Source organism: Shewanella glacialipiscicola, assembly GCF_023283485.1.
Lineage (GTDB): Bacteria > Pseudomonadota > Gammaproteobacteria > Enterobacterales > Shewanellaceae > Shewanella > Shewanella glacialipiscicola.
This window is the reverse complement of the sequence record NZ_JAKILU010000004.1, coordinates 187,508-206,373: the sequence shown is the minus strand read 5'-3', so window position 1 is coordinate 206,373 and position 18,866 is coordinate 187,508. Positions and strand designations below refer to the sequence as shown.

Sequence of the window (18,866 nt, the reverse complement as noted above, 5' to 3'; positions counted from 1 at the left end):
AATATATAAGTCATAACATTGATTACAATCAGGCAACCACTCGATTTTATCGCTGATACTATTCCTATGTGAATACCAGATAAGTGGTTTTATGTTCCACAATGGAGCTAGCCTATGCGGCCCGAGCGACAGCAACTGATCCGTACATTATTTGATGAATATATTGAAATGTATTCATCCCGTGATGATAGGTTGACGTGTCGCTTTAGTCACAATTTTAGCGGTTACGCGGGCAGTAGTGACGTACTTGTTACCGACAGAGAAGAATGGATACGGATAACTCGGCAAGATTTTGCACAAATACCAGATCGTATAAATATCGAAATGCTAGACCTTTCTTTACAAGATCTTACCGAACAAATTGTTGTTGTGACGGCCTTTTTCCATATTCATTTACCTATCCCAAAGCCAATACTCTCACACGAAACAGCGAGACTCGTGTTGATATTCCATCTAGAAAATAACTGCTGGATGATTGCCCATAGCGGCATATCTATCCCCTACGGCTTAGCCCACAAAGGGGAGATTTACCCCATAACGCGCTTAGAAAAGCGCAACTCTGAGCTTGAATCGATGATCACAGCGCGCACCAGTGAATTAGCCGCCGCAAATAGACAACTCGAAATACTCAGTAATACCGACGGCTTAACCAATATTGGCAATCGCCGCCAGTTTGATTTGATGTTACAAACAGAATGGAATCGAGGACTACATAGCCATTCATTACTGGCTCTCATCATGTTAGATATTGATCACTTCAAACAATTTAACGATCATTATGGCCACCTCGCGGGAGATGATTGCCTTAAAAAACTGGCCAGTACTTTATCCCAGTCGGGCCGAAGAGTCGACGAACTCGTGGCTCGCTACGGCGGTGAGGAGTTTGTTATTCTGTTGCCCAATATCGACAAACAAACTTTGTTCGACGCAGCGCAGCATATTCATCAACTGATCCAATCAATTGCTATTCCACATGCGAAAACCGACCTTGGAATTGTAACTGTTAGCGTTGGTGTCGCCTATTTATCCCCCTCTAACCAGCAAGACCCTTTAGAGTTAGTTCGCCAAGCCGACGCCGCCCTCTATCGCGCAAAATTGGCTGGGCGCAACTGTATACGCTTTATGGACGAGAGGTAATGCCTTACTTATCTCTAAATTAAACCAACAAAAAAGCCCCGTATAGTTTCCTATACGAGGCTTCTTTTAAACCGATTGACTCACCTTAAAGCAAGTCAGGCAATCATTAACCGCGGTTAAAGCGCTTACGATCGTTTTCAGTCAAGTGTCTCTTACGAATACGAATATTCTTTGGCGTCACTTCAACTAACTCGTCATCATCGATGAACTCAAGCGCTTGCTCAAGTGTCATGGTGATTGGCGTAGTCAGTACTTGAGCTTCGTCAGTACCAGATGCACGCATGTTAGTCAGTTGCTTGCCTTTCAGACAGTTAACTGTCAGATCGTTTGAGCGAGCATGAATACCAACTACTTGGCCTTCGTATACTTCAGCGGCATGGCCAATAAAGAGACGACCACGGTCTTGTAGACCGAACAGTGCGAAGGTCAAAGCCTTGCCAGTAGCGTTAGAAACCAATACGCCGTTAGCGCGTTGACCAATATCGCCACCTTTGTGCGGACCATAATGATCAAATGAATGGTAGATTAAGCCAGTACCAGAAGTCGCTGTCATGAACTCAGTTTGGAAACCGATTAAACCACGGCTTGGGATAACGAAATCGATACGCACACGGCCTTTACCGTCAAGCTGCATGTCTTTCATTTCAGCTTTACGCGTACCTAGCTTCTCGATCACACCGCCTTGATCTTCTTCTTCAACGTCAACAGTCAACGTTTCGAATGGCTCACACAATTCACCGTCGATGGTTTTCAGAATAACTTCTGGACGTGATACCGCTAACTCGAAACCTTCGCGACGCATGTTTTCAATTAGGATTGATAAATGCAATTCACCACGGCCTGAAACACGGAAGCGATCTGGGCTTTCAGTCTCTTCAACACGCAATGCCACGTTGTGGACTAATTCTGTTTGCAGACGCTCAAGAATATTACGTGAAGTGACATACTTACCTTCTTTACCCGCGAAAGGTGAAGTGTTGACTTGGAAAGTCATGGTCAGAGTCGGTTCATCAACAGTCAATGGTGGCAACGCTTCTACTGTACCAACGGCACAGATAGTGTCAGAAATTTTCAGCTCGCCTAAACCGGTAATCGCGACAATGTCACCTGCGTTAGCGATGTCAATTTCGGTACGGTCTAGACCCATGTAACCTAATACTTGGCCAATTTTACCGTTACGAGTTTTGCCATCAGCGCCAATCAAAGTGATTTGTTGGTTAGGTTTTACGCTACCACGCTTGATGCGACCAATACCGATAACACCCACATATGAGTTGTAATCGATTTGCGAAATTTGCATCTGGAATGCGCCTTCCGAGTCAGCATCTGGGAAAGATACTTTTTCAACGATAGTTTGGAACAATGGTGTCATTTCAGTACTGACGACATCAGGATCTAACGTTGCGTAACCGTTTAACGCTGAAGTATAAACGATTGGGAAATCTAATTGCTCGTCAGTCGCGCCTAAGTTGTCGAACAGGTCGAATACTTGGTCGATAACCCAATCAGGGCGAGCGCCTGGACGGTCAATCTTGTTGATTACAACGATTGGCTTTAAGCCTTGAGCAAACGCTTTTCTTGTTACAAAGCGAGTTTGTGGCATTGGACCATCAACGGCATCAACTATCAATAATACTGAGTCAACCATAGACAGAACACGCTCAACCTCACCACCGAAATCGGCGTGGCCAGGGGTATCAACGATATTGATACGGTAGTCGTTCCACTTGATGGCAGTATTTTTTGCCAGAATCGTGATCCCACGTTCCTTTTCAAGATCGTTGGAGTCCATCACCCGCTCAGTGGCTTCTCCTCGGGATTCAAGGGTACCTGACTGTGACAGCAACTTGTCTACCAGGGTCGTTTTGCCATGGTCAACGTGTGCAATAATGGCGATGTTACGTAAATTCTCTAGCACGGATAAACCTCTTACCATCAAACAAAAATAGGGATATTTCAGTAATTCGTTATGGAGATCTAATTGGATCCTCCATAATAAAAAGCGTGCCATTCTACTCCAGCGCGGCCTTGGCGCACAGGATTATTTTTGAACACTTATATAAAAATCAATCAAACCTTGGCTTGTTTCCCTCAATATCCCATTGGGTTAAATCCCCTAGAGCCACAGTAAAAGCATGACTTGATGACTGTTTCTATCGTAAAAAATAGAGTTAAGGTAATGAATTTGATGTCTTTAACACATAAAATAGTAATAAATGGCGACAATTTAAACAGCCACTGAATGTAACTCAGTTTTTTCCAATCCTTCCACTAAGCTTTCGTCAAAAAACCTTAGCGCCAGTATCATATTAAGCGCCTAAAGCGCTCAGTCACTCAGTATTGCAAAGGCGAACATAATTAACGCCCTAACGGCAATTAGATATGATGTATTTCTCGCGGCCAGCAAACAGCACAGACATTTCGCGCAGAAAAACACATTAATGCTTGATAACATGATGATAAAACCTTATTTACCTCTCAATACGTGGCATAGTTGAGCAAACGAAGCCGCACTCATCATCGCCAGAAGGCATCTAGCCAGCTCAGAGTGTTTATATAGAGCGTCTATCTAAAAATGCTTATCTCGGTGCCGTTGATATGAGCCAATAATTGTGCGCACCAAAATGGGCTTATGCACTGAAATGCTACAAACGAAAGCACCATTAAGGTGCAAGTACAAAATCAACAACGAACAAGATAGATTATAATTAATGCTAATCAATAAGTTAGATTGTTGGCATAGATATCGCTTTAAAGCTTGTCAGTTTGGCTCAACATCAATATTTGAGTTAAAAGATTATAGAAGGGCTTACCCTTTACCCTACCGGAGGTTTGAGAATGTCGTCAGTTGAATCAGTTTTACAGCAACTTCAAGAGTTAGAAGTTAAATTTGTCGATTTACGCTTTACCGATACTCAAGGTAAAGAACAGCACATATCTATTCCTACCCATCAGGTTGATGCCGATTTTTTTGAAGATGGCAAAATGTTCGACGGTTCTTCTATGGCGGGCTGGAAGAGCATTAATGAGTCAGACATGGTGATGATGCCAGATCCAACCACTTTTATGCTCGATCCTTTTACTGAAGAAACTACAGCGCTTCTGCGTTGTGACATTCTTGAACCTGGTACCATGACGGGTTACGATCGCGATCCACGCTCTATTGCTAAAAGAGCTGAAGCTTATCTTATCTCTACTGGCATCGCTGACACAGTATTAGTGGGTCCAGAACCAGAATTCTTCCTATTTGACGACGTGCGTTTTGGCACTGATATGTCAGGTTGTTTCGTGAAAATTGATGCGAAAGAAGCGGCATGGAACTCAGGCACTAGCTACGAAGGCGGCAACACAGGCCACAGGCCATTTGCTAAAGGCGGCTACTTCCCAGTTGCCCCCGTTGACTCATCACAAGATTTACGTAGCGCGATGTGCTTAGTGCTAGAAGAGTTGGGCCAAGTGGTTGAAGCCCATCACCACGAAGTAGCGACGGCGGGTCAAAACGAAATCGCCACTCGCTTTAACACACTCACTAAAAAAGCAGATGAAATCCAAATTCTAAAGTATGTCGTGCACAATATGGCGCACGCTTACGGCAAGACAGCGACATTTATGCCTAAACCTATCGTTGGCGACAACGGTAGCGGTATGCACGTTCACCTATCTTTAGCTAAAGATGGCGTTAACTTGTTCGCTGGTGACAAATACGCTGGTTTAAGTGAAATGGCATTATTCTTTATTGGCGGCATCATCAAGCATGCTCGCTCGTTAAACGCCTTCACTAACCCAAGCACTAACTCTTACAAGCGTTTAGTGCCCCATTTTGAAGCACCTGTTATGTTGGCATACTCAGCCCGTAACCGCAGTGCATCAATCCGTATTCCAGTGGTACCAAGCCCGAAAGGCCGTCGTATCGAAGCACGTTTCCCCGATCCACATGCAAACCCTTATTTAGGTTTCTCTGCACTGTTGATGGCGGGTCTTGATGGTATTCAAAACAAGATCCACCCAGGCGAAGCAATGGACAAAGACTTGTATGACTTGCCTCCAGAAGAAGCGGCAGAAATACCACAAGTAGCTACGTCTTTAGAAAACGCCCTTGAAAATCTACAAGCTAACCATGAGTTCCTGACTAAAGGCGGCGTGTTCAGTAAAGATTTTATCCAGTCTTATATCGTACTGAAAACGGCAGAAGCAGAGCGTGTAGCACGTACAACTCACCCACTTGAGTTTGAAATGTACTACAGCTTGTAATCCTTACTGGCAAATTGATTAAGCCCCGACTCGTCGGGGCTTTTTTTATGTATTTAGGCAATTAGGCAATATGTTGAATTGAGCCAAGTGTTTATAACTAAGCATTTCTGAGGGTTTAGCTAGATATCACGAGCATTAGATAATGCTTCTTCGTATGAGTTTATTCACGTGAGCTTGAATGGTACTTTTCGAGTTTAAAAACAACTTATTTTTAGATAAAAACATATGAGGGTAAATGTTCTATTTGGCATATTTCAGATTAATGTTTACATGGGCTAACGCCGAGCTAAGCGACAGTATTTAAGTTCTAGCTTTGTGGAAAGCTTCAATGAGTTTGGATTGAATCAATGGCCGAAGGCGATAAGGTTATCAACTCCCTTTCGTAGATTTAAGCGGTTTATAACCAATCAGTTCTTGCGCTATAGCACGCGACTCGCTAGCTTGAGAATGTCCATGCAGCACGATTCACTCTTGTCATTTGGACGCAACTTATTCATAAAAATAACAATAGGCGTTTACCTATGTGGCAGAAGATAAAACCTTATAAAGATTCGATAGTGCTACTGAGCGCTTTGCTACTTGGCGGCGCGCTGGGGGTTGTGTGGCCAGAGGCGGCGCTTAAGCTCAAACCTATGGGGCAAATTTTCTTAAATTTATTGTTTATGATTATCGTACCGCTGGTCGCGATTAGCGTGACTTCATCGATTGCCCGTATGACGGATTTAAAGAAACTCGGCGCGCTGTTAGTGTCTATCATGGCAGTGTCGATTGTGATGGCGATAATTCCCGCGGTTGGTATTATCGGACTGGCCTTGTTTTTTGACCCCGCTCAAGGCGTTACTCTCGATCTTAATCAAACCATTAGCGATACGGCGGGGACGATGGATTTTGTCGGCCTGCTGACTACCAATGACTTTTCAGGTTTGTTATCCAAATCCAATATTTTAGCACTCATTATTATGTCGGTGATTGCGGGGGTTGCCATAGGTCAATCGGGAGAAGACGGCAGAAAAGTCTCGGCATTACTCGACAGTTTTAATACCGTTATCATGAAGATTGTCTCGATCATTATGGTTGCCTCCCCTTTGGGGTTGGGTGCCTATTTTGCCTCGACAATGGCCAGCCAAGACCCGCAGCTCGTGGTTACTTTTGCCCGCGCAGTTGGCTTATTTATGGTCGCCTGTTTTATTTATCTCACTGTGGGTTCCACCTTTTACGCTTGGGTTGGCGGGGGCACGCAAGGGGTTAAACAATTCTGGCGCTTCGCCCTAGAACCCGCAGTGACGGCACTGGGCACTACATCGTCATTGGCGACCTTACCTGTGACCTTAAGAACCGCACTGAAGATGGGCATCAAGCCCGAGATTGCCGATATCAGCTTGCCTTTATTGGTTAACTTAAATAAAGGCGGCGCTGCGATCATCACGGCCTTAAAAATCGTGTTTATCTACTCGTTACTCGGATTAGATTTCACCGTAGATGTGTTTATGGTGACGATTTTGATTTCAGTTTTATCAGCTTTTATTATCGGCGGTGTGCCGGGCGGTGCTTTTCTTGGGGAGATTTTTATTGTCACCACCTTAGGCTTACCGATGGAAACTATTCCAATTTTAGTGGTGATTGGCGCGATTACCGATGCACCATCGACGGTGATTAACGTGGTACACGATTTAAATGCCTGTCAGATTATCGAGCGACTCAACCACAAACGGCTCTAAAACAGCATAAATACCATACCAAAATATTTAGATTTGCCATGGTATTTGCCCACTTAGCGATTATCCATTAGCTATCGATTAGCCTTTATCACATCCAACAACAGCTTGATATCGGCCATATGTTTATAGGAATGCAAAAAAATACGGATCCTATGCTGTGTGAATTAGCACAGATATCCCCACAGTAAATCAATTTAGCTCATCACCATCCATCACTGCGTGTTCGCGCTTTAATCATCCGAGCGGTGTGACAACTTTAGTTAGTGCATTCGTCTGATTCACCCGCGGGTAAACACCTTCTTGCTAACCAGTAAATTTATTAACCAGAATGCACTCATCCCAGTGATTTTCTAGCGCTAGATCAAACTCCCAACAAATCTCATACACTTTTTTATTGACACCATGCGCCAGCGCAACTTTTTCTACATTTTTACTTAGCAGAATGATTTTAAGGATATTTAATCACTCAATGACTCACTAAGCGGTAGATTCCGCAGAGGTAAATCAAATGATTTTAATGGAATTTATAATTGTACTTAGCTGCTTATTGTTAGGTACGCGTTATGGGGGTATGGGACTGGGGCTCATCAGCGGCATTGGTCTTTTTTTACTGATTTTTGTCTTTGGCTTAGCCCCCGGGCAACCGCCAGTGCAAGTGATGTTAACTATTTTAGCGGTCATTGGTTGCGCATCGGTATTACAAACGGCTGGCGGTTTAGATGTGATGATGCAATTTGCCGAGCGTCTACTGCGCCGTCATCCACAATACATCACCATACTGGCACCATTAACAACCTGGACGCTGACCTTCCTCTGCGGTACGGGCCATGTTGTTTATACTATGTTCCCGATTATTTCTGATATCGCGCTGAAGAAAAATATCCGCCCAGAACGCCCAATGGCGGTAGCGTCTATTGCTTCGCAAATGGCGATTTGTGCCTCGCCCGTGTCGGTCGCTGTGGTGTCTATGGTATCCATCCTTGCCGCGCAGCAAGGTGTAGGACGCGCCTATAACCTGCTCGAAATTTTAATGGTGTCAGTACCTGCATCACTTTGTGGCGTCATGGCCGCCGCACTTTGGAGCCTACGTCGCGGCAAAGATTTAGATAAGGACGAGGAGTTTCAAGAACGCATTAAAGATCCTGTTCAAAGAGCCTTTATCTATGACAAAAGCGAAACCCTGTTAAATCAGCGCTTTCCGAAAGAATCTTACTGGGCGACAGGGATTTTCTTTGTGGCTATTGCCGCGGTGGTATTGCTAGGCTCCTTTAGCGAGCTGCGACCCGCCTTTGAAGTTAAAGGTAAATCCACTTTATTATCGATGAACTTAGTCATCCAGATGATGATGTTAATTGCAGGGGCATTTATCCTGATGACCTGCAAAGTTAAACCGGCGAGCATCTCTAACGGCCCGGTATTTAAAGCGGGTATGGTGGCAATATTTTCAGTATTTGGTGTGGCATGGATGAGTGATACCTTTTTCATCAGCCATATGGATGTGCTGCAGGAAAACCTATCGCATGTAGTGCAAAACCAGCCTTGGACCTATGCGTTAGTGCTGTTTCTAATCTCTAAACTGGTTAACAGCCAAGCGGCTGCGCTCACGGCAATTGCGCCGATGGGACTGGCACTTGGCGTTGACCCAAAACTTTTAATTGCCTTCCTGCCAGCAAGTTACGGTTATTTTGTACTGCCAACCTATCCAAGTGATTTAGCCTGTATCGGCTTTGACCGTTCAGGTACAACCAAAATAGGTAAGTTCATCATTAACCACAGCTTCATTATTCCAGGCTTTATCGGCGTGGGTACGGCATCAACCGTCGGTTATCTGCTAGCAACCGCTTTGCTCTAGCCGCTATTTAATCAATAACAAAGAGCACTTAGGATACAACGATGGCAGAGCCAACAACATGTAACTCCGTTGGCTCTGTATTGGCTAATGCTGTCCTATCCGCCTTGGCAATATATTGAGGTTTATTGCTCGATTGTAGTTTAGCATTGGCCTTTTTCGCTTTTTTTTTCAAGGTTTGATTAATCTTTTTTTTGCGATTCATTATGCCGCCAATGGGATTACAATATTAAAGGGCGCGATTATAGCCCTCCACTTACGGGGCAGACAATCGAAAGCAACAAGAGCGGTCTATACCTAATTAAATTAATGATACAAGCGACTAGACAAGCAATAATTCCTGCCTTAGAATCCTCAATAATGAAAATCATTATCATTTGTAATGCTATTTAATGGAATATTATTTATGCCAAAGGAGCCGGTGTAGCAAACTCATTCGCCCTTATTTGGAAGTTATATGACATTCAAAACCTCGTTTGTTGCCTTAGCCGTATTTGCAGCGCTAACCCAAGTTGCAGCCGCTCAAGATGCCCCTGATAGCAAGACCAACAACAAAAATAAAGAGATTGAAAAAATCACAGTCACCGCAAGCCGTATGGATAAATCGCCAAGCTCAATCCCTAATACTGTCACTATCATCGACCGTGCGCAATTAGAAGAACAGTTCCGCACCACTAAAGATTTATCAACCATTATCGGTAACTTGGCACCGAGCTTTTCGCCAAGCCGCCAGAAGATGAGTAACACAGGCGAAACCCTACGTGGTCGTCCGCCGCTGATCATGATTGACGGCGTGCCTCAATCAAATCCATTACGTAGTGGTGGCCGCTCGGGTCAAACTATCGACCCTGCCATGATTGAACGTATCGAAATCATTCACGGCGCCAATGCTATGCATGGTTTAGGAGCCCAAGGCGGCATCATTAATTACATTACTAAAAAGCCCACGGGCGATAACGAACACGTGGCTAGTTTTGATGTAACTATGCCTGACTCGATGAAATCTAACGGTATAAGCTTTGGTACTAGCTATGCGTTTTCTGGTGAGTCTGAACTTATCGACATGATAGGTTCGGTCAGCTATCGCAACAATGGGGTTTATTACGACGCAAATCATAATATTATTGGGGTAGACACGACTCAGGGTGAGTCGATGGACAGCCAAAGTACCGACTTCTTTATTAAGCTAGGGCATAATTTTGATGAGTCACGTCTTGAGTTAATGGTTAACCATTACAAGGCAGACAACAATGGCGACTGGATGGCGGTTGCTGGTGACAAACCCAATGGCGTTCCCACGGGCGCAGTTAAAGAAAATCAACCTTGGGAAGCGGCCAATAACCAAGTTACCACTACCAGTTTGACTTATACCCACGTAAACCTTGGCGGTCAACAACTTAACCTACAACTGTTTAATCAAGATTTTAAAGCGGTTTATGGTGGCGGCTGTTTCGACAGTTTTTATGACCCAACTTTCGAAGGTAGCGACCAAGTGATCCAATGTGGTATTGGCAGTAAAGGCGAAAGCTTGTACTACGACCAATCGCGCAACTCTTCGGTTAAGTGGGGCTTAAAAAGCTCATTAATTGCTAAGGATATTGCTGGTTTAGGGATTGATGCCGCCTACGGTGTCGATATTTTCCGCGACACGACAGAGCAAGATTTAGTCAAAACAGGCTTCTCATGGGTACCCGAAAGCACCTACGACAATGTCGCACCTTATTTACAGTTAGATTATGATTTAATTGAAAACTTAACCTTATCTACCGGTGTCCGTTACGAACATGCCGAATTGACAGTTGATGATTATAAAACCCTCTGGGGCGCGGGCAATAAACAAATCGCAGGCGGCTCAGCAACCTTCGATGAAACCCTAGTTAACGTTGGGCTTTCCTACAAAATCACTTCCGACATTCGCGTTTATACCAGTTATAACCAAGGTTTTGGTATGCCGGATATTGGCCGAACTCTACGTGATGCTAAGAGTTTCCCTGATGCAAACCCTAGCATCGATGATTCACTGGCACTCACGCCAATTGTCACAGACAACGTTGAAATCGGCGCCGATTACCAAGGTGAATACTTGAGCGCTAAATTAGCTTATTACCGCTCAGCTACCGATTTTGGCTCACGTTTAGCGTTAAATAATGATGGTTTCTACGACGTAAAACGGGAAAAAAGTGTTATCGATGGCATTGAGGCTAATGTCACCGCTTACCTCAGCAGTAATGATGATTTAGGTGTGAACATTGCTATTCAGCAGGGTGAATATGATTCTAACGGTGACAACAAAGTAGACACTGATCTCGATGGTGCCAATATTTCGCCAAATCGTATCAACCTGTTCTGGACGCATAACTTCGACAATGACATGTCGAGCCGTGTGCAAGCCAATTACTACATGGATCGCGACTTTAAAAACGCCGCGGGTAACAAGTATGCAGAATTTGACGGTTACACCACAGTGGATGCATCTTTTTCTATGCCACTTTATACCGGCACTCTAAGCCTAGGATTACAAAACCTATTTAATAAGGATTATTTCAACTATTACTCACAAACTATGGGTACAAATGATCGTTATTTTAAAGGCATGGGGCGCACAGCGACCATAGGCTACACACTACCTTTTTAAGTTAATCTACTGTTTTTAAATGCAAAAAAAGCGCAATTTTATTGCGCTTTTTTATATTTTATATTTTATATCGCTATCGTTCGCAAGCGTTATATCTGCATAGCAATTGGAATTAGTCCTTCGTCACCACCCAAAGCGCGTGCAACAAGCCCGGAAACCAAAAAATTAAACAAAGGACGATGTTGATCAACAAATCCTTTCCCGCTCCCGCCTTTAAAAATACACCTACGGGTGGCAGTAAAATGGCAATAATCACTAAAAGTAGTTTGTTTGTATCCATAATGGCATCTCCTTAAAATCACTTAAATCCTAATATTCATGACTAATTTCGCAGTAAGCCTCAGAATTTGCAATCACTTTAGTGAGATTGAAGTTTCAAACGAAAGCTGAAATATGATAAATGTGTGTTTTTAACACCGATATCATCTGATATTGAGTATCTTAAAGTATCCGTTTAGCTATGCATGCATCAGCTTAGCCATAAGCACTAAAAGCCCAGTACCCTACAAGTTAGCTAGCCGAGATCGTCTCTACCCAGCGGATTAAACTTCTATTAAAACAGTGGTGCCGCATTAATCTCCTTTAGTCGGCCAAGCTAATGTATCGGGCTTGTACCACGCGACTAGGGCTTTTGTAACGCTATCTGCCATAAAATATTCACCTTGGGTCGGTAAATCCCGATAAGCGTAATCACGCCAACCCGCAACCGCATCGCCATAGCGAAAATGTAGACAATAGGCATGCAGATAACATCGTTCTGCGGCCTCACCGCCGTACAAATCATCACCCAAAATGGGTACGCCTAAACTTGCCAAAGCGACTCGTAATTGATGCGTTTTACCTGAGTGTGGTTTAAGCAAATATAAACGCAATCCCTCAGCGGCACTCAAGGAGAAAAACTGCGTTATTGCGGGATTATCTATTGTCCGTAATAACTTAAACATACTGCGACGCGACTTTGCCATATCACCAATCACCCAGCCTTGCTTCTTTTTCGGTTTACCTGTCGCAAGGGCAAGATAATATTTCTGCACTTTATGGGCTGTAAACAATTCGGTAAATTGTCTGGCGGCAACAGCACTCTTAGCCAAAATCAATAGGCCTGAGGTAGGCGTATCGAGTCTATGCACGGCAAAAAGCTTAATACCGAGATCTTGTTCAGCTTGCGCTACTACGCCAGCTGCGCCGTCTTGACTATGGAAATGAACATTGGCTGATTTAGAAATAATAAGAAAATCAGCCTCATCGGCTATGATTCGATACATGGGTTGCTCGGCGTTTAAAAGGTGGGATATCTGCTTAAAAGGTAATAGTAACCACTAAGCCGGGATGATTATCTGTGAGAGTAATTTTAGCATTGTGACGTGAGAGAATCGCTTTGACCATAGATAATCCTAATCCAGTGCCCTGCAAATGCCGGCTAGGATCGAGGCGCACTAAACGTTCGAATACTCTTTCTTTACTGTCGTCGGGAATACCTGGACCATTATCGCGGATCTGAATTTGTGGGCCAGATTGGATTATCTCTATGCGTGCGCCTTGGCCTGAATACTTCATTGCATTATCGACAAGGTTATATAATGCTTGGAATAATAAATACTTATCGCCAAACACTTTATAATCAGACAATAAAGATAAGCTCAAGGTTTGCTCATTGGACTCAGCCACGGCATCGGCCATATCCAATAAGTCGGTACAAAGTTGCGCTAAGCTAAGCTCTTGTAAATCGAGTGTCTGCTGGCCCTCTTCAATACGGGTGAGCGACAACATGGCATCAAATGTCGCCAAACAATGATCGAGTTCCTCGGTCAAAATAGCGCAACCTTCGCTAATCTCATCACTGGGCTTGCTCGCTAATTCTTCAAGGCCAATACGGATGTGGGATAGTGGAGTACGTAAATCGTGGGCAATATTATCGGTCGCACCGCGCACTGCCAACAGGTTATTTTCGAGAATATCTAGCACGTTATTAAACTGTAGCGCCAGCATATCAAATTCATCCTGACGCCAACTCAAGGGTAAACGAGTATTGTAATGGCCGCGTTCAATCTGCTCACTTAAACGATTGTATTGCACCAATCGACGTAAAATTGCCTTAGAAAATAGATAGCCAAACGCTAAGGTCAACACTATGGTAAGCATGACTGCCGTGGCTGCGGCACTGATAAACTTATCAATTAACGTGGCTAAGTTATCGGTACGGGTCGCAATGAGTACTGGGCCGTAACGGGTCATCACTAGGCCACCAGTAAGAATGTGTAGCTTATCTGGACCACCGGTTAAAATGGGAAAGTCCCGCGTTTGCGGCAACATGGGCATATCTTCGGGCATAAAACTTAAAGCGCCGACCATATCGTAACTATCACGCCAAGCGATCAGGGCGGTTTGGGGATCGGCGGCGCGGATTTGAGCGGCAAAACTACGGCGATCAACCGTTAGGGCAAGTTGCTGATAACGCTGAGTCTCAGACTCTAAAGACTGCGTTACTTGGTACTGTTGCTCGATAATCAACTGTCGATAAAGCGTAAATAACAGCGCCCCAATGATCACAGTCACTAAGGTCGAAAAGACAATTGTGATACGCCAGGCGCTGCTCTGGTAAGGCTTAATGCCTTTGTCGTAAGCGATAACCCGCTCCTCTCACGGTTTCAATCAATTCACCATGGCCTAGCTCTTCAAATTTACGGCGTAACTTGGCGATATGCACATCAATCACGTTAGTGCGTGGATCAAAATGATAATCCCACACAGCTTCGAATAACAAAGTCCGACTAATGACTTGATTTGCATGTTCCATCAAATACTTGAGTAGCTGGAATTCTTTGGGTTGCAGCAGCAACTCTTGCCCATCTAACGTCACATTACGGGTCAGTAACTCCATCTTTAAACTACCGACCACGAGATCCGTCGTCACAGGCACAGACTGACCACGGTGCATCAATTTTTCGGCGCGTACCAGCAGCTCAGAGAAGGCAAATGGCTTAGTCATATAATCATCGCCACCCGCACGCAAGCCTTTCACTCGCTCATCGACGTGCGCTAAGGCTGATAAAATCAGCACTGGTGTTTGATTACCTGTTGCCCTTAAGGCGGCGAGTAATTTTAGGCCATCGAGCTGGGGTAACATACGATCGAGAATCACTAAGTCATACTGACTGCTGGTCGCTAATGATAGACCTTGATGGCCATCACTGGCGGTTTCGATATTGTGGCCCTGCTCGAGAAATCCTTTGACGATGTAATCAATCGTCGTCGCATCATCTTCTACTAAAAGTATTTTCATCTGTATGTTGCGCTCCTCAATGTTAAATACGGGCAATAAATTTAGGGGGGTTAATCCCATTGGAGTAAAGGTAATGGCCGTAAATTATCAACATCGAAAGCCAATTTAAACTTACCCGTATCATCCAACAATTTAATCTCTAAGTAACTGATACCTAAGTCGTGATCTAATTTTGCTTCGGTCAAAAAAGCCTTACGCTCTTTAATCGCCTTCGCGATTATGCCTGAAAATGTTTGATTTTTTGCGGCAATCAAACGTGCGGCCTCAACCTCAGCCAGATCATCAGCACTGACTTTGCTTGCCTTTTGTTTCAGTAACTTGCCATCACGTGCACGATATTCAAACCGAGTAATAGAATTAGCTAAAGGGTTAATCAGCTCAAATTGGTAGACTAACTCGCCCTCTTGCGTCTCCATCTCAAATTCGGCTATCACGCCAGAGAACCCTTTTTCAATCTGCTGCATAACGCTCAGCGGTTGAACATAATCACCCGCCGCAAACATCGAATACATGCTCTGGGCCGCACTAGCAATCCCAGATACCAACATGAATCCTAGCAACCATAATCTCATGGCTCCTCCCTATAAATCAGCTAAGTTGTATCTTATGGGACGAGCTGCTAGAAGTTGATGGAGCCTATTATTGCTGCATTCAGCCTCTAGCTAGCCCACGCAATCATTTGTTACTGGATATAAAATCACTTTACGACTATTTCAACTTAAATTTGACCATAAAATAGCTAAACAATGGCATTGTTGTATCGACTCGGCGGCCAACTCCCAAGCCTAATAGCAATCATGTTGTGGCTAATGCGTTAAGTCTACCTAATGCCAGCTGAAACACCGATGGAAACAAGATTAAGCTTTGATCATCTAGGTTATTCTAAAATATGAATTTGCTCTGATTTTAGCGCCACTGTCGTTTGCATTCCTTTAGCGAGTGCAAGCTTTTGGGCAAAATGCAACGAGACTTCAGTATTGAGTTGTAACTGAGTGCCGGTGACATAACAAATAAGCCGTACAGATTCACCCATCACTAACATAGTGTCGATGGTGACATCCAACTTATTAAAGCTGCGGCATAAACGTCTGTTAGAAATCGAATTAAAGCGGATACCCTGATTAGGAATCGCCCAACGAACACGTGAGCCTACCGTAAAATTTTTACCATAATCACAGGCAATGAGCTGCTCACCAAATTTAAGCCAGGTTAAATTTTTAGTATCGTCTTGGAAGACGACTTCACCGTCAAAAATATTTCTCAGCCCCATTTGCCTTGCAACGGCTTCGTTGCGTGGCCGCGACAATACATCAAAGGGCGCACCCTGTTGTAGCATTTGTCCTTGGCTAATCAAAATCATCGAATCGGCCAGTAATAAGGCTTCATTTAAATCATGGGTAACCATGATAACTGGGCATAATAACTGCTCTTTGAGGCGAGCAAGCTCAAGATACAAACGTTCCCGAGTTTCTCTGTCTACCGCTGAAAAAGGTTCATCTAACAACAAAACCGACGGTTCACGGGCTAATGCTCGTGCCAAAGCAACGCGTTGCCGCTGTCCACCGGATAACTGTGCGGGTAATCTATCGGGTAAACCGTGCAAATTCACTCGTTCGAGCCAATCTTTTGCACGTGGGATGCGCGCAGCCTTAGGTATATGATCAAGCCCTGCGACCACATTTTCTAAGGCGGTGAGATTAGGAAATAAGCCAAAATGTTGTGGCATATAACCAATATGGCGTTGCTGTGGGCTCAAGGCGATGCGGGTTTCGCTATTAAACCAAGGCTTTGCACCAAAATTTATCTGCCCAATATCGGGATGGTTTAACCCTGCTATCATCCTTAATAGCGTCGTTTTTCCGCCGCCAGAAGGGCCGACCACAGCTAACACTTCACCCGCTTTGCAGCGAAAATCAGCATTGAGTTTGATGTGTTTATGATTATGGATCTGGCAATGCAGATCAGCGATGATTTGCGCCACGCTGACCTCCTAAGCGCCGCGATAAACTAGTGGTCAACGCTAACGCCGTGACGGCAAACAGCAATAATACTAACGACATAATACCAGCCGCTTTAAAATCAAAGGCTTGCACACTGTCGTAGATAGCAATTGAAATAGTCTTAGTCTCACCAGCGATATTACCGCCCATCATAAGCACAACACCAAACTCGCCTAACACGTGGGAAAAACACAACACGAGTGCAGTCAATACGCCTGGCCACACCATAGGCAGTTCAATCTTAAGCAGAATTTTAAGCCGACTCATACCGCAACAGGCTGCGGCGTCACGAACATCATTAGGCACAGCTTCAAAAGCGCGCTGTATTGGTTGTACTGCAAAGGGAATATTGACGATAACGGAAGCTAAAACAAGCCCAGAGAAATGAAACACTAACTGCTGGCCGAACAGTTGCTCAATCCACTGCCCTAGCCAGCTTTGGCTACCAAGCCCAACTAATAAATAATAACCAATCACGGTAGGCGGTAACACCAAGGGCACCATAATCAATGCCTCAACCCAAGATTTGCCGACAAACTGGCGGTAAGCCAACGTTCGCCCTGCGAGTATTGCCAGCGGTATTAGCACTAATACTGTGATACTGCTGAGTTTGACCGATAACCACAGTGCCTGCCAATCCATTTAAATCCTTAACTTACTGGCAAACCAAAACCGTATTGAGTGAATACGGCACGGGCAGCATCAGACTGCAGATATTGATAGAAACGCTCAGCGGTTGAGCTCGCTTTAGGCATAAGCGCCATACGTTGGTAAAGCGGAGTATGGAACTTTGCAGGTAGCGCCACGTAGTGACCTAATGCTTGAAACTGCGGTGCCATTGCCAATGATAACGGAATAATTCCGCCCTGAGTTGAGCCACTCACCGCAAATTGTGCCGCTTGAGCGGCATTTTCACCTAAAATCAACTTGGTTTGCAGATCATCCCATAAACCGAACTTTTTCAATAACTCACGAGCGCTTTCGCCATAGGGTGCGTGATCAGGGTTGGCAATCGCAAACCGCTCAATCTTACCCGATGCCAGTAATGTTTTTAGCCCATTAAGTTCAATATCTAATGTAAGGGGGGACTTTTTGGGCGCGACTAAAGCTAAACGGCCAATGGCGTACATCACTCCCTCGTCTTGGGTAAAACCGACTTTATTCAGCTCAGCAATATAACGCTCATCGGCGCTAAGTAGCATTTCGAACGGCGCACCATGCTGAATTTGCGCAACGAAGTTGCCCGATGAACCGTAAGACACCCGTACTTTAAGGCCGGTTTCTGCGGTGAAGTTTTTAACAATATCATCCAGCGCAAACTTAATATTGGCAGCGGCTGCAATCGCAGGAATCGGCGCGGTATCCGCTGCCTGACTCGCTAATGGCACCATAGATAAGCAAAGCAAAAATGTAAAACCAAGAGTATGGAACAAACGGGTTAAACTCTGCATGGGATCACCTTAGGCCATGTTCATGTTGAGCCAGCACTTGTAAACACAGCGCTTGCTCGGCGACTAATTACAACGAGTCTTTGTGCTGCCACAGCTTAGCAGCTTGTTCATCGGCATCTTTCGCCTCAACCCAACTTTGGCCTTGAACGCCGGCTTCTAATTTCCAAAATGGCGCTTTGGTTTTTAAAAAGTCGATTAAGAACTCACAGGCAGCAAAAGCGGCTTTACGATGGGCACTCGTTACGCCAATAAATACGATTTGTTCACCTAATGCCATAGTGCCAACACGGTGGATAACGGTGACTTTATTAACCGGCCAACGGCTACGCGCTTCAACAACGATCTGTTCGAGTATGCCTTCTGTCATACCGGGATAGTGCTCTAAAGTTAAGTCTGTTACGGCGGCACCATCATTAAAATCACGCACTTTACCGACGAATGTCACCACGGCACCATCACTATCGTCTTGGATTAATTGTCGATATTCATCAGGCACATTAAAGTCGACCTCTTGCACTCGCACTGCGGGTAATAAACGCATA

At 44.5% G+C, this 18,866-nt stretch carries 16 protein-coding genes; 5 read left to right on the top strand and 11 right to left on the bottom strand.

Annotated elements, in window-relative coordinates; all coding sequences use genetic code 11:
• Positions 1-114 precede the first annotated feature (114 nt).
• The gene (locus L2717_RS05325) at positions 115-1,137 is read left to right on the top strand and encodes a diguanylate cyclase domain-containing protein (protein WP_220771962.1); all 1,023 of its coding nucleotides are present in this window, start codon (positions 115-117) and stop codon (positions 1,135-1,137) included.
• A 106-nt stretch (positions 1,138-1,243) separates the two neighbouring features.
• Here the strand turns inward: L2717_RS05325 and typA are convergent, their stop codons facing one another.
• The gene (gene typA, locus L2717_RS05320) at positions 1,244-3,055 is read right to left on the bottom strand and encodes a translational GTPase TypA (RefSeq protein WP_220771963.1); all 1,812 of its coding nucleotides are present in this window, start codon (positions 3,053-3,055) and stop codon (positions 1,244-1,246) included.
• Between the two features lie 920 nt (positions 3,056-3,975).
• Between typA and glnA the strand changes: the two genes are divergently transcribed.
• From glnA to L2717_RS05305, 3 genes are all read left to right on the top strand, one after another.
• Positions 3,976-5,388, top strand: a complete 1,413-nt coding sequence (glnA, locus tag L2717_RS05315; protein WP_220771964.1) for a glutamate--ammonia ligase — start codon at positions 3,976-3,978, stop codon at positions 5,386-5,388.
• A gap of 521 nt (positions 5,389-5,909) precedes the next feature.
• Positions 5,910-7,106 (top strand): dicarboxylate/amino acid:cation symporter, encoded by a 1,197-nt coding sequence (locus L2717_RS05310; protein WP_220771965.1) that lies wholly within the window; start codon positions 5,910-5,912, stop codon positions 7,104-7,106.
• Between the two features lie 508 nt (positions 7,107-7,614).
• Entirely contained in the window at positions 7,615-8,958 is a 1,344-nt protein-coding gene (locus tag L2717_RS05305) for an anaerobic C4-dicarboxylate transporter (RefSeq protein WP_220771966.1), read from the top strand.
• Positions 8,959-8,986: 28 nt separating this feature from the next.
• Here the strand turns inward: L2717_RS05305 and L2717_RS05300 are convergent, their stop codons facing one another.
• Positions 8,987-9,160 carry a DUF2986 domain-containing protein gene (locus L2717_RS05300; protein WP_220771967.1) on the bottom strand — a complete coding sequence of 58 codons (174 nt, stop codon included), beginning with the start codon at positions 9,158-9,160 and terminating at the stop codon, positions 8,987-8,989.
• Between the two features lie 252 nt (positions 9,161-9,412).
• On the opposite strand from L2717_RS05300, the gene L2717_RS05295 reads away from it, so the two are divergent.
• Positions 9,413-11,590 carry a TonB-dependent receptor gene (locus L2717_RS05295; RefSeq protein ID WP_220771968.1) on the top strand — a complete coding sequence of 726 codons (2,178 nt, stop codon included), beginning with the start codon at positions 9,413-9,415 and terminating at the stop codon, positions 11,588-11,590.
• Between the two features lie 112 nt (positions 11,591-11,702).
• Here the strand turns inward: L2717_RS05295 and L2717_RS05290 are convergent, their stop codons facing one another.
• The 9 genes from L2717_RS05290 to moaE form a co-directional block, all read right to left on the bottom strand.
• Positions 11,703-11,870, bottom strand: coding sequence for a YqaE/Pmp3 family membrane protein (locus L2717_RS05290; protein ID WP_076497175.1), 168 nt, complete (start codon positions 11,868-11,870; stop codon positions 11,703-11,705).
• 292 nt (positions 11,871-12,162) lie between these two features.
• The gene (locus L2717_RS05285) at positions 12,163-12,855 is read right to left on the bottom strand and encodes a TIGR01621 family pseudouridine synthase (RefSeq protein ID WP_220771969.1); all 693 of its coding nucleotides are present in this window, start codon (positions 12,853-12,855) and stop codon (positions 12,163-12,165) included.
• A gap of 34 nt (positions 12,856-12,889) precedes the next feature.
• Positions 12,890-14,146 (bottom strand): sensor histidine kinase, encoded by a 1,257-nt coding sequence (locus L2717_RS05280; protein WP_220771970.1) that lies wholly within the window; start codon positions 14,144-14,146, stop codon positions 12,890-12,892.
• 49 nt (positions 14,147-14,195) lie between these two features.
• Positions 14,196-14,873, bottom strand: coding sequence for a response regulator transcription factor (locus L2717_RS05275; RefSeq protein WP_220771971.1), 678 nt, complete (start codon positions 14,871-14,873; stop codon positions 14,196-14,198).
• 50 nt (positions 14,874-14,923) lie between these two features.
• Positions 14,924-15,445, bottom strand: coding sequence for a PepSY domain-containing protein (locus tag L2717_RS05270; protein WP_220771972.1), 522 nt, complete (start codon positions 15,443-15,445; stop codon positions 14,924-14,926).
• Between the two features lie 305 nt (positions 15,446-15,750).
• The gene (locus L2717_RS05265; protein ID WP_220771974.1) at positions 15,751-16,854 is read right to left on the bottom strand and encodes an ABC transporter ATP-binding protein; all 1,104 of its coding nucleotides are present in this window, start codon (positions 16,852-16,854) and stop codon (positions 15,751-15,753) included.
• Positions 16,835-17,515: a molybdate ABC transporter permease subunit gene (gene modB, locus L2717_RS05260; protein ID WP_220771975.1), complete on the bottom strand. Its 681-nt coding sequence runs from the start codon at positions 17,513-17,515 to the stop codon at positions 16,835-16,837. Before modB ends, L2717_RS05265 begins: the two co-directional genes overlap by 20 nt.
• An 8-nt stretch (positions 17,516-17,523) precedes the next feature.
• A complete protein-coding gene (gene modA, locus L2717_RS05255) occupies positions 17,524-18,324 on the bottom strand; it encodes a molybdate ABC transporter substrate-binding protein (RefSeq protein ID WP_220771976.1) in 801 nt (266 codons plus the stop codon).
• Positions 18,325-18,391: 67 nt separating this feature from the next.
• Positions 18,392-18,865, bottom strand: a complete 474-nt coding sequence (gene moaE / locus L2717_RS05250) for a molybdopterin synthase catalytic subunit MoaE (RefSeq protein ID WP_220771977.1) — start codon at positions 18,863-18,865, stop codon at positions 18,392-18,394.
• Position 18,866: the final 1 nt, after the last annotated feature.

Coding starts and splice junctions, on each gene's coding strand:
- L2717_RS05325 (WP_220771962.1), top strand. CDS start 115: ATGCGGCCCGAGCGACAGCAACTGATCCGTACATTATTTGATGAATAT.
- glnA (WP_220771964.1), top strand. CDS start 3,976: ATGTCGTCAGTTGAATCAGTTTTACAGCAACTTCAAGAGTTAGAAGTT.
- L2717_RS05310 (WP_220771965.1), top strand. CDS start 5,910: ATGTGGCAGAAGATAAAACCTTATAAAGATTCGATAGTGCTACTGAGC.
- L2717_RS05305 (WP_220771966.1), top strand. CDS start 7,615: ATGATTTTAATGGAATTTATAATTGTACTTAGCTGCTTATTGTTAGGT.
- L2717_RS05300 (WP_220771967.1), bottom strand. CDS start 9,160: ATGAATCGCAAAAAAAAGATTAATCAAACCTTGAAAAAAAAAGCGAAA.
- L2717_RS05295 (WP_220771968.1), top strand. CDS start 9,413: ATGACATTCAAAACCTCGTTTGTTGCCTTAGCCGTATTTGCAGCGCTA.
- L2717_RS05290 (WP_076497175.1), bottom strand. CDS start 11,870: ATGGATACAAACAAACTACTTTTAGTGATTATTGCCATTTTACTGCCA.
- L2717_RS05285 (WP_220771969.1), bottom strand. CDS start 12,855: ATGTATCGAATCATAGCCGATGAGGCTGATTTTCTTATTATTTCTAAA.
- L2717_RS05275 (WP_220771971.1), bottom strand. CDS start 14,873: ATGAAAATACTTTTAGTAGAAGATGATGCGACGACGATTGATTACATC.
- L2717_RS05270 (WP_220771972.1), bottom strand. CDS start 15,445: ATGAGATTATGGTTGCTAGGATTCATGTTGGTATCTGGGATTGCTAGT.
- modB (WP_220771975.1), bottom strand. CDS start 17,515: ATGGATTGGCAGGCACTGTGGTTATCGGTCAAACTCAGCAGTATCACA.
- modA (WP_220771976.1), bottom strand. CDS start 18,324: ATGCAGAGTTTAACCCGTTTGTTCCATACTCTTGGTTTTACATTTTTG.
- moaE (WP_220771977.1), bottom strand. CDS start 18,865: ATGCGTTTATTACCCGCAGTGCGAGTGCAAGAGGTCGACTTTAATGTG.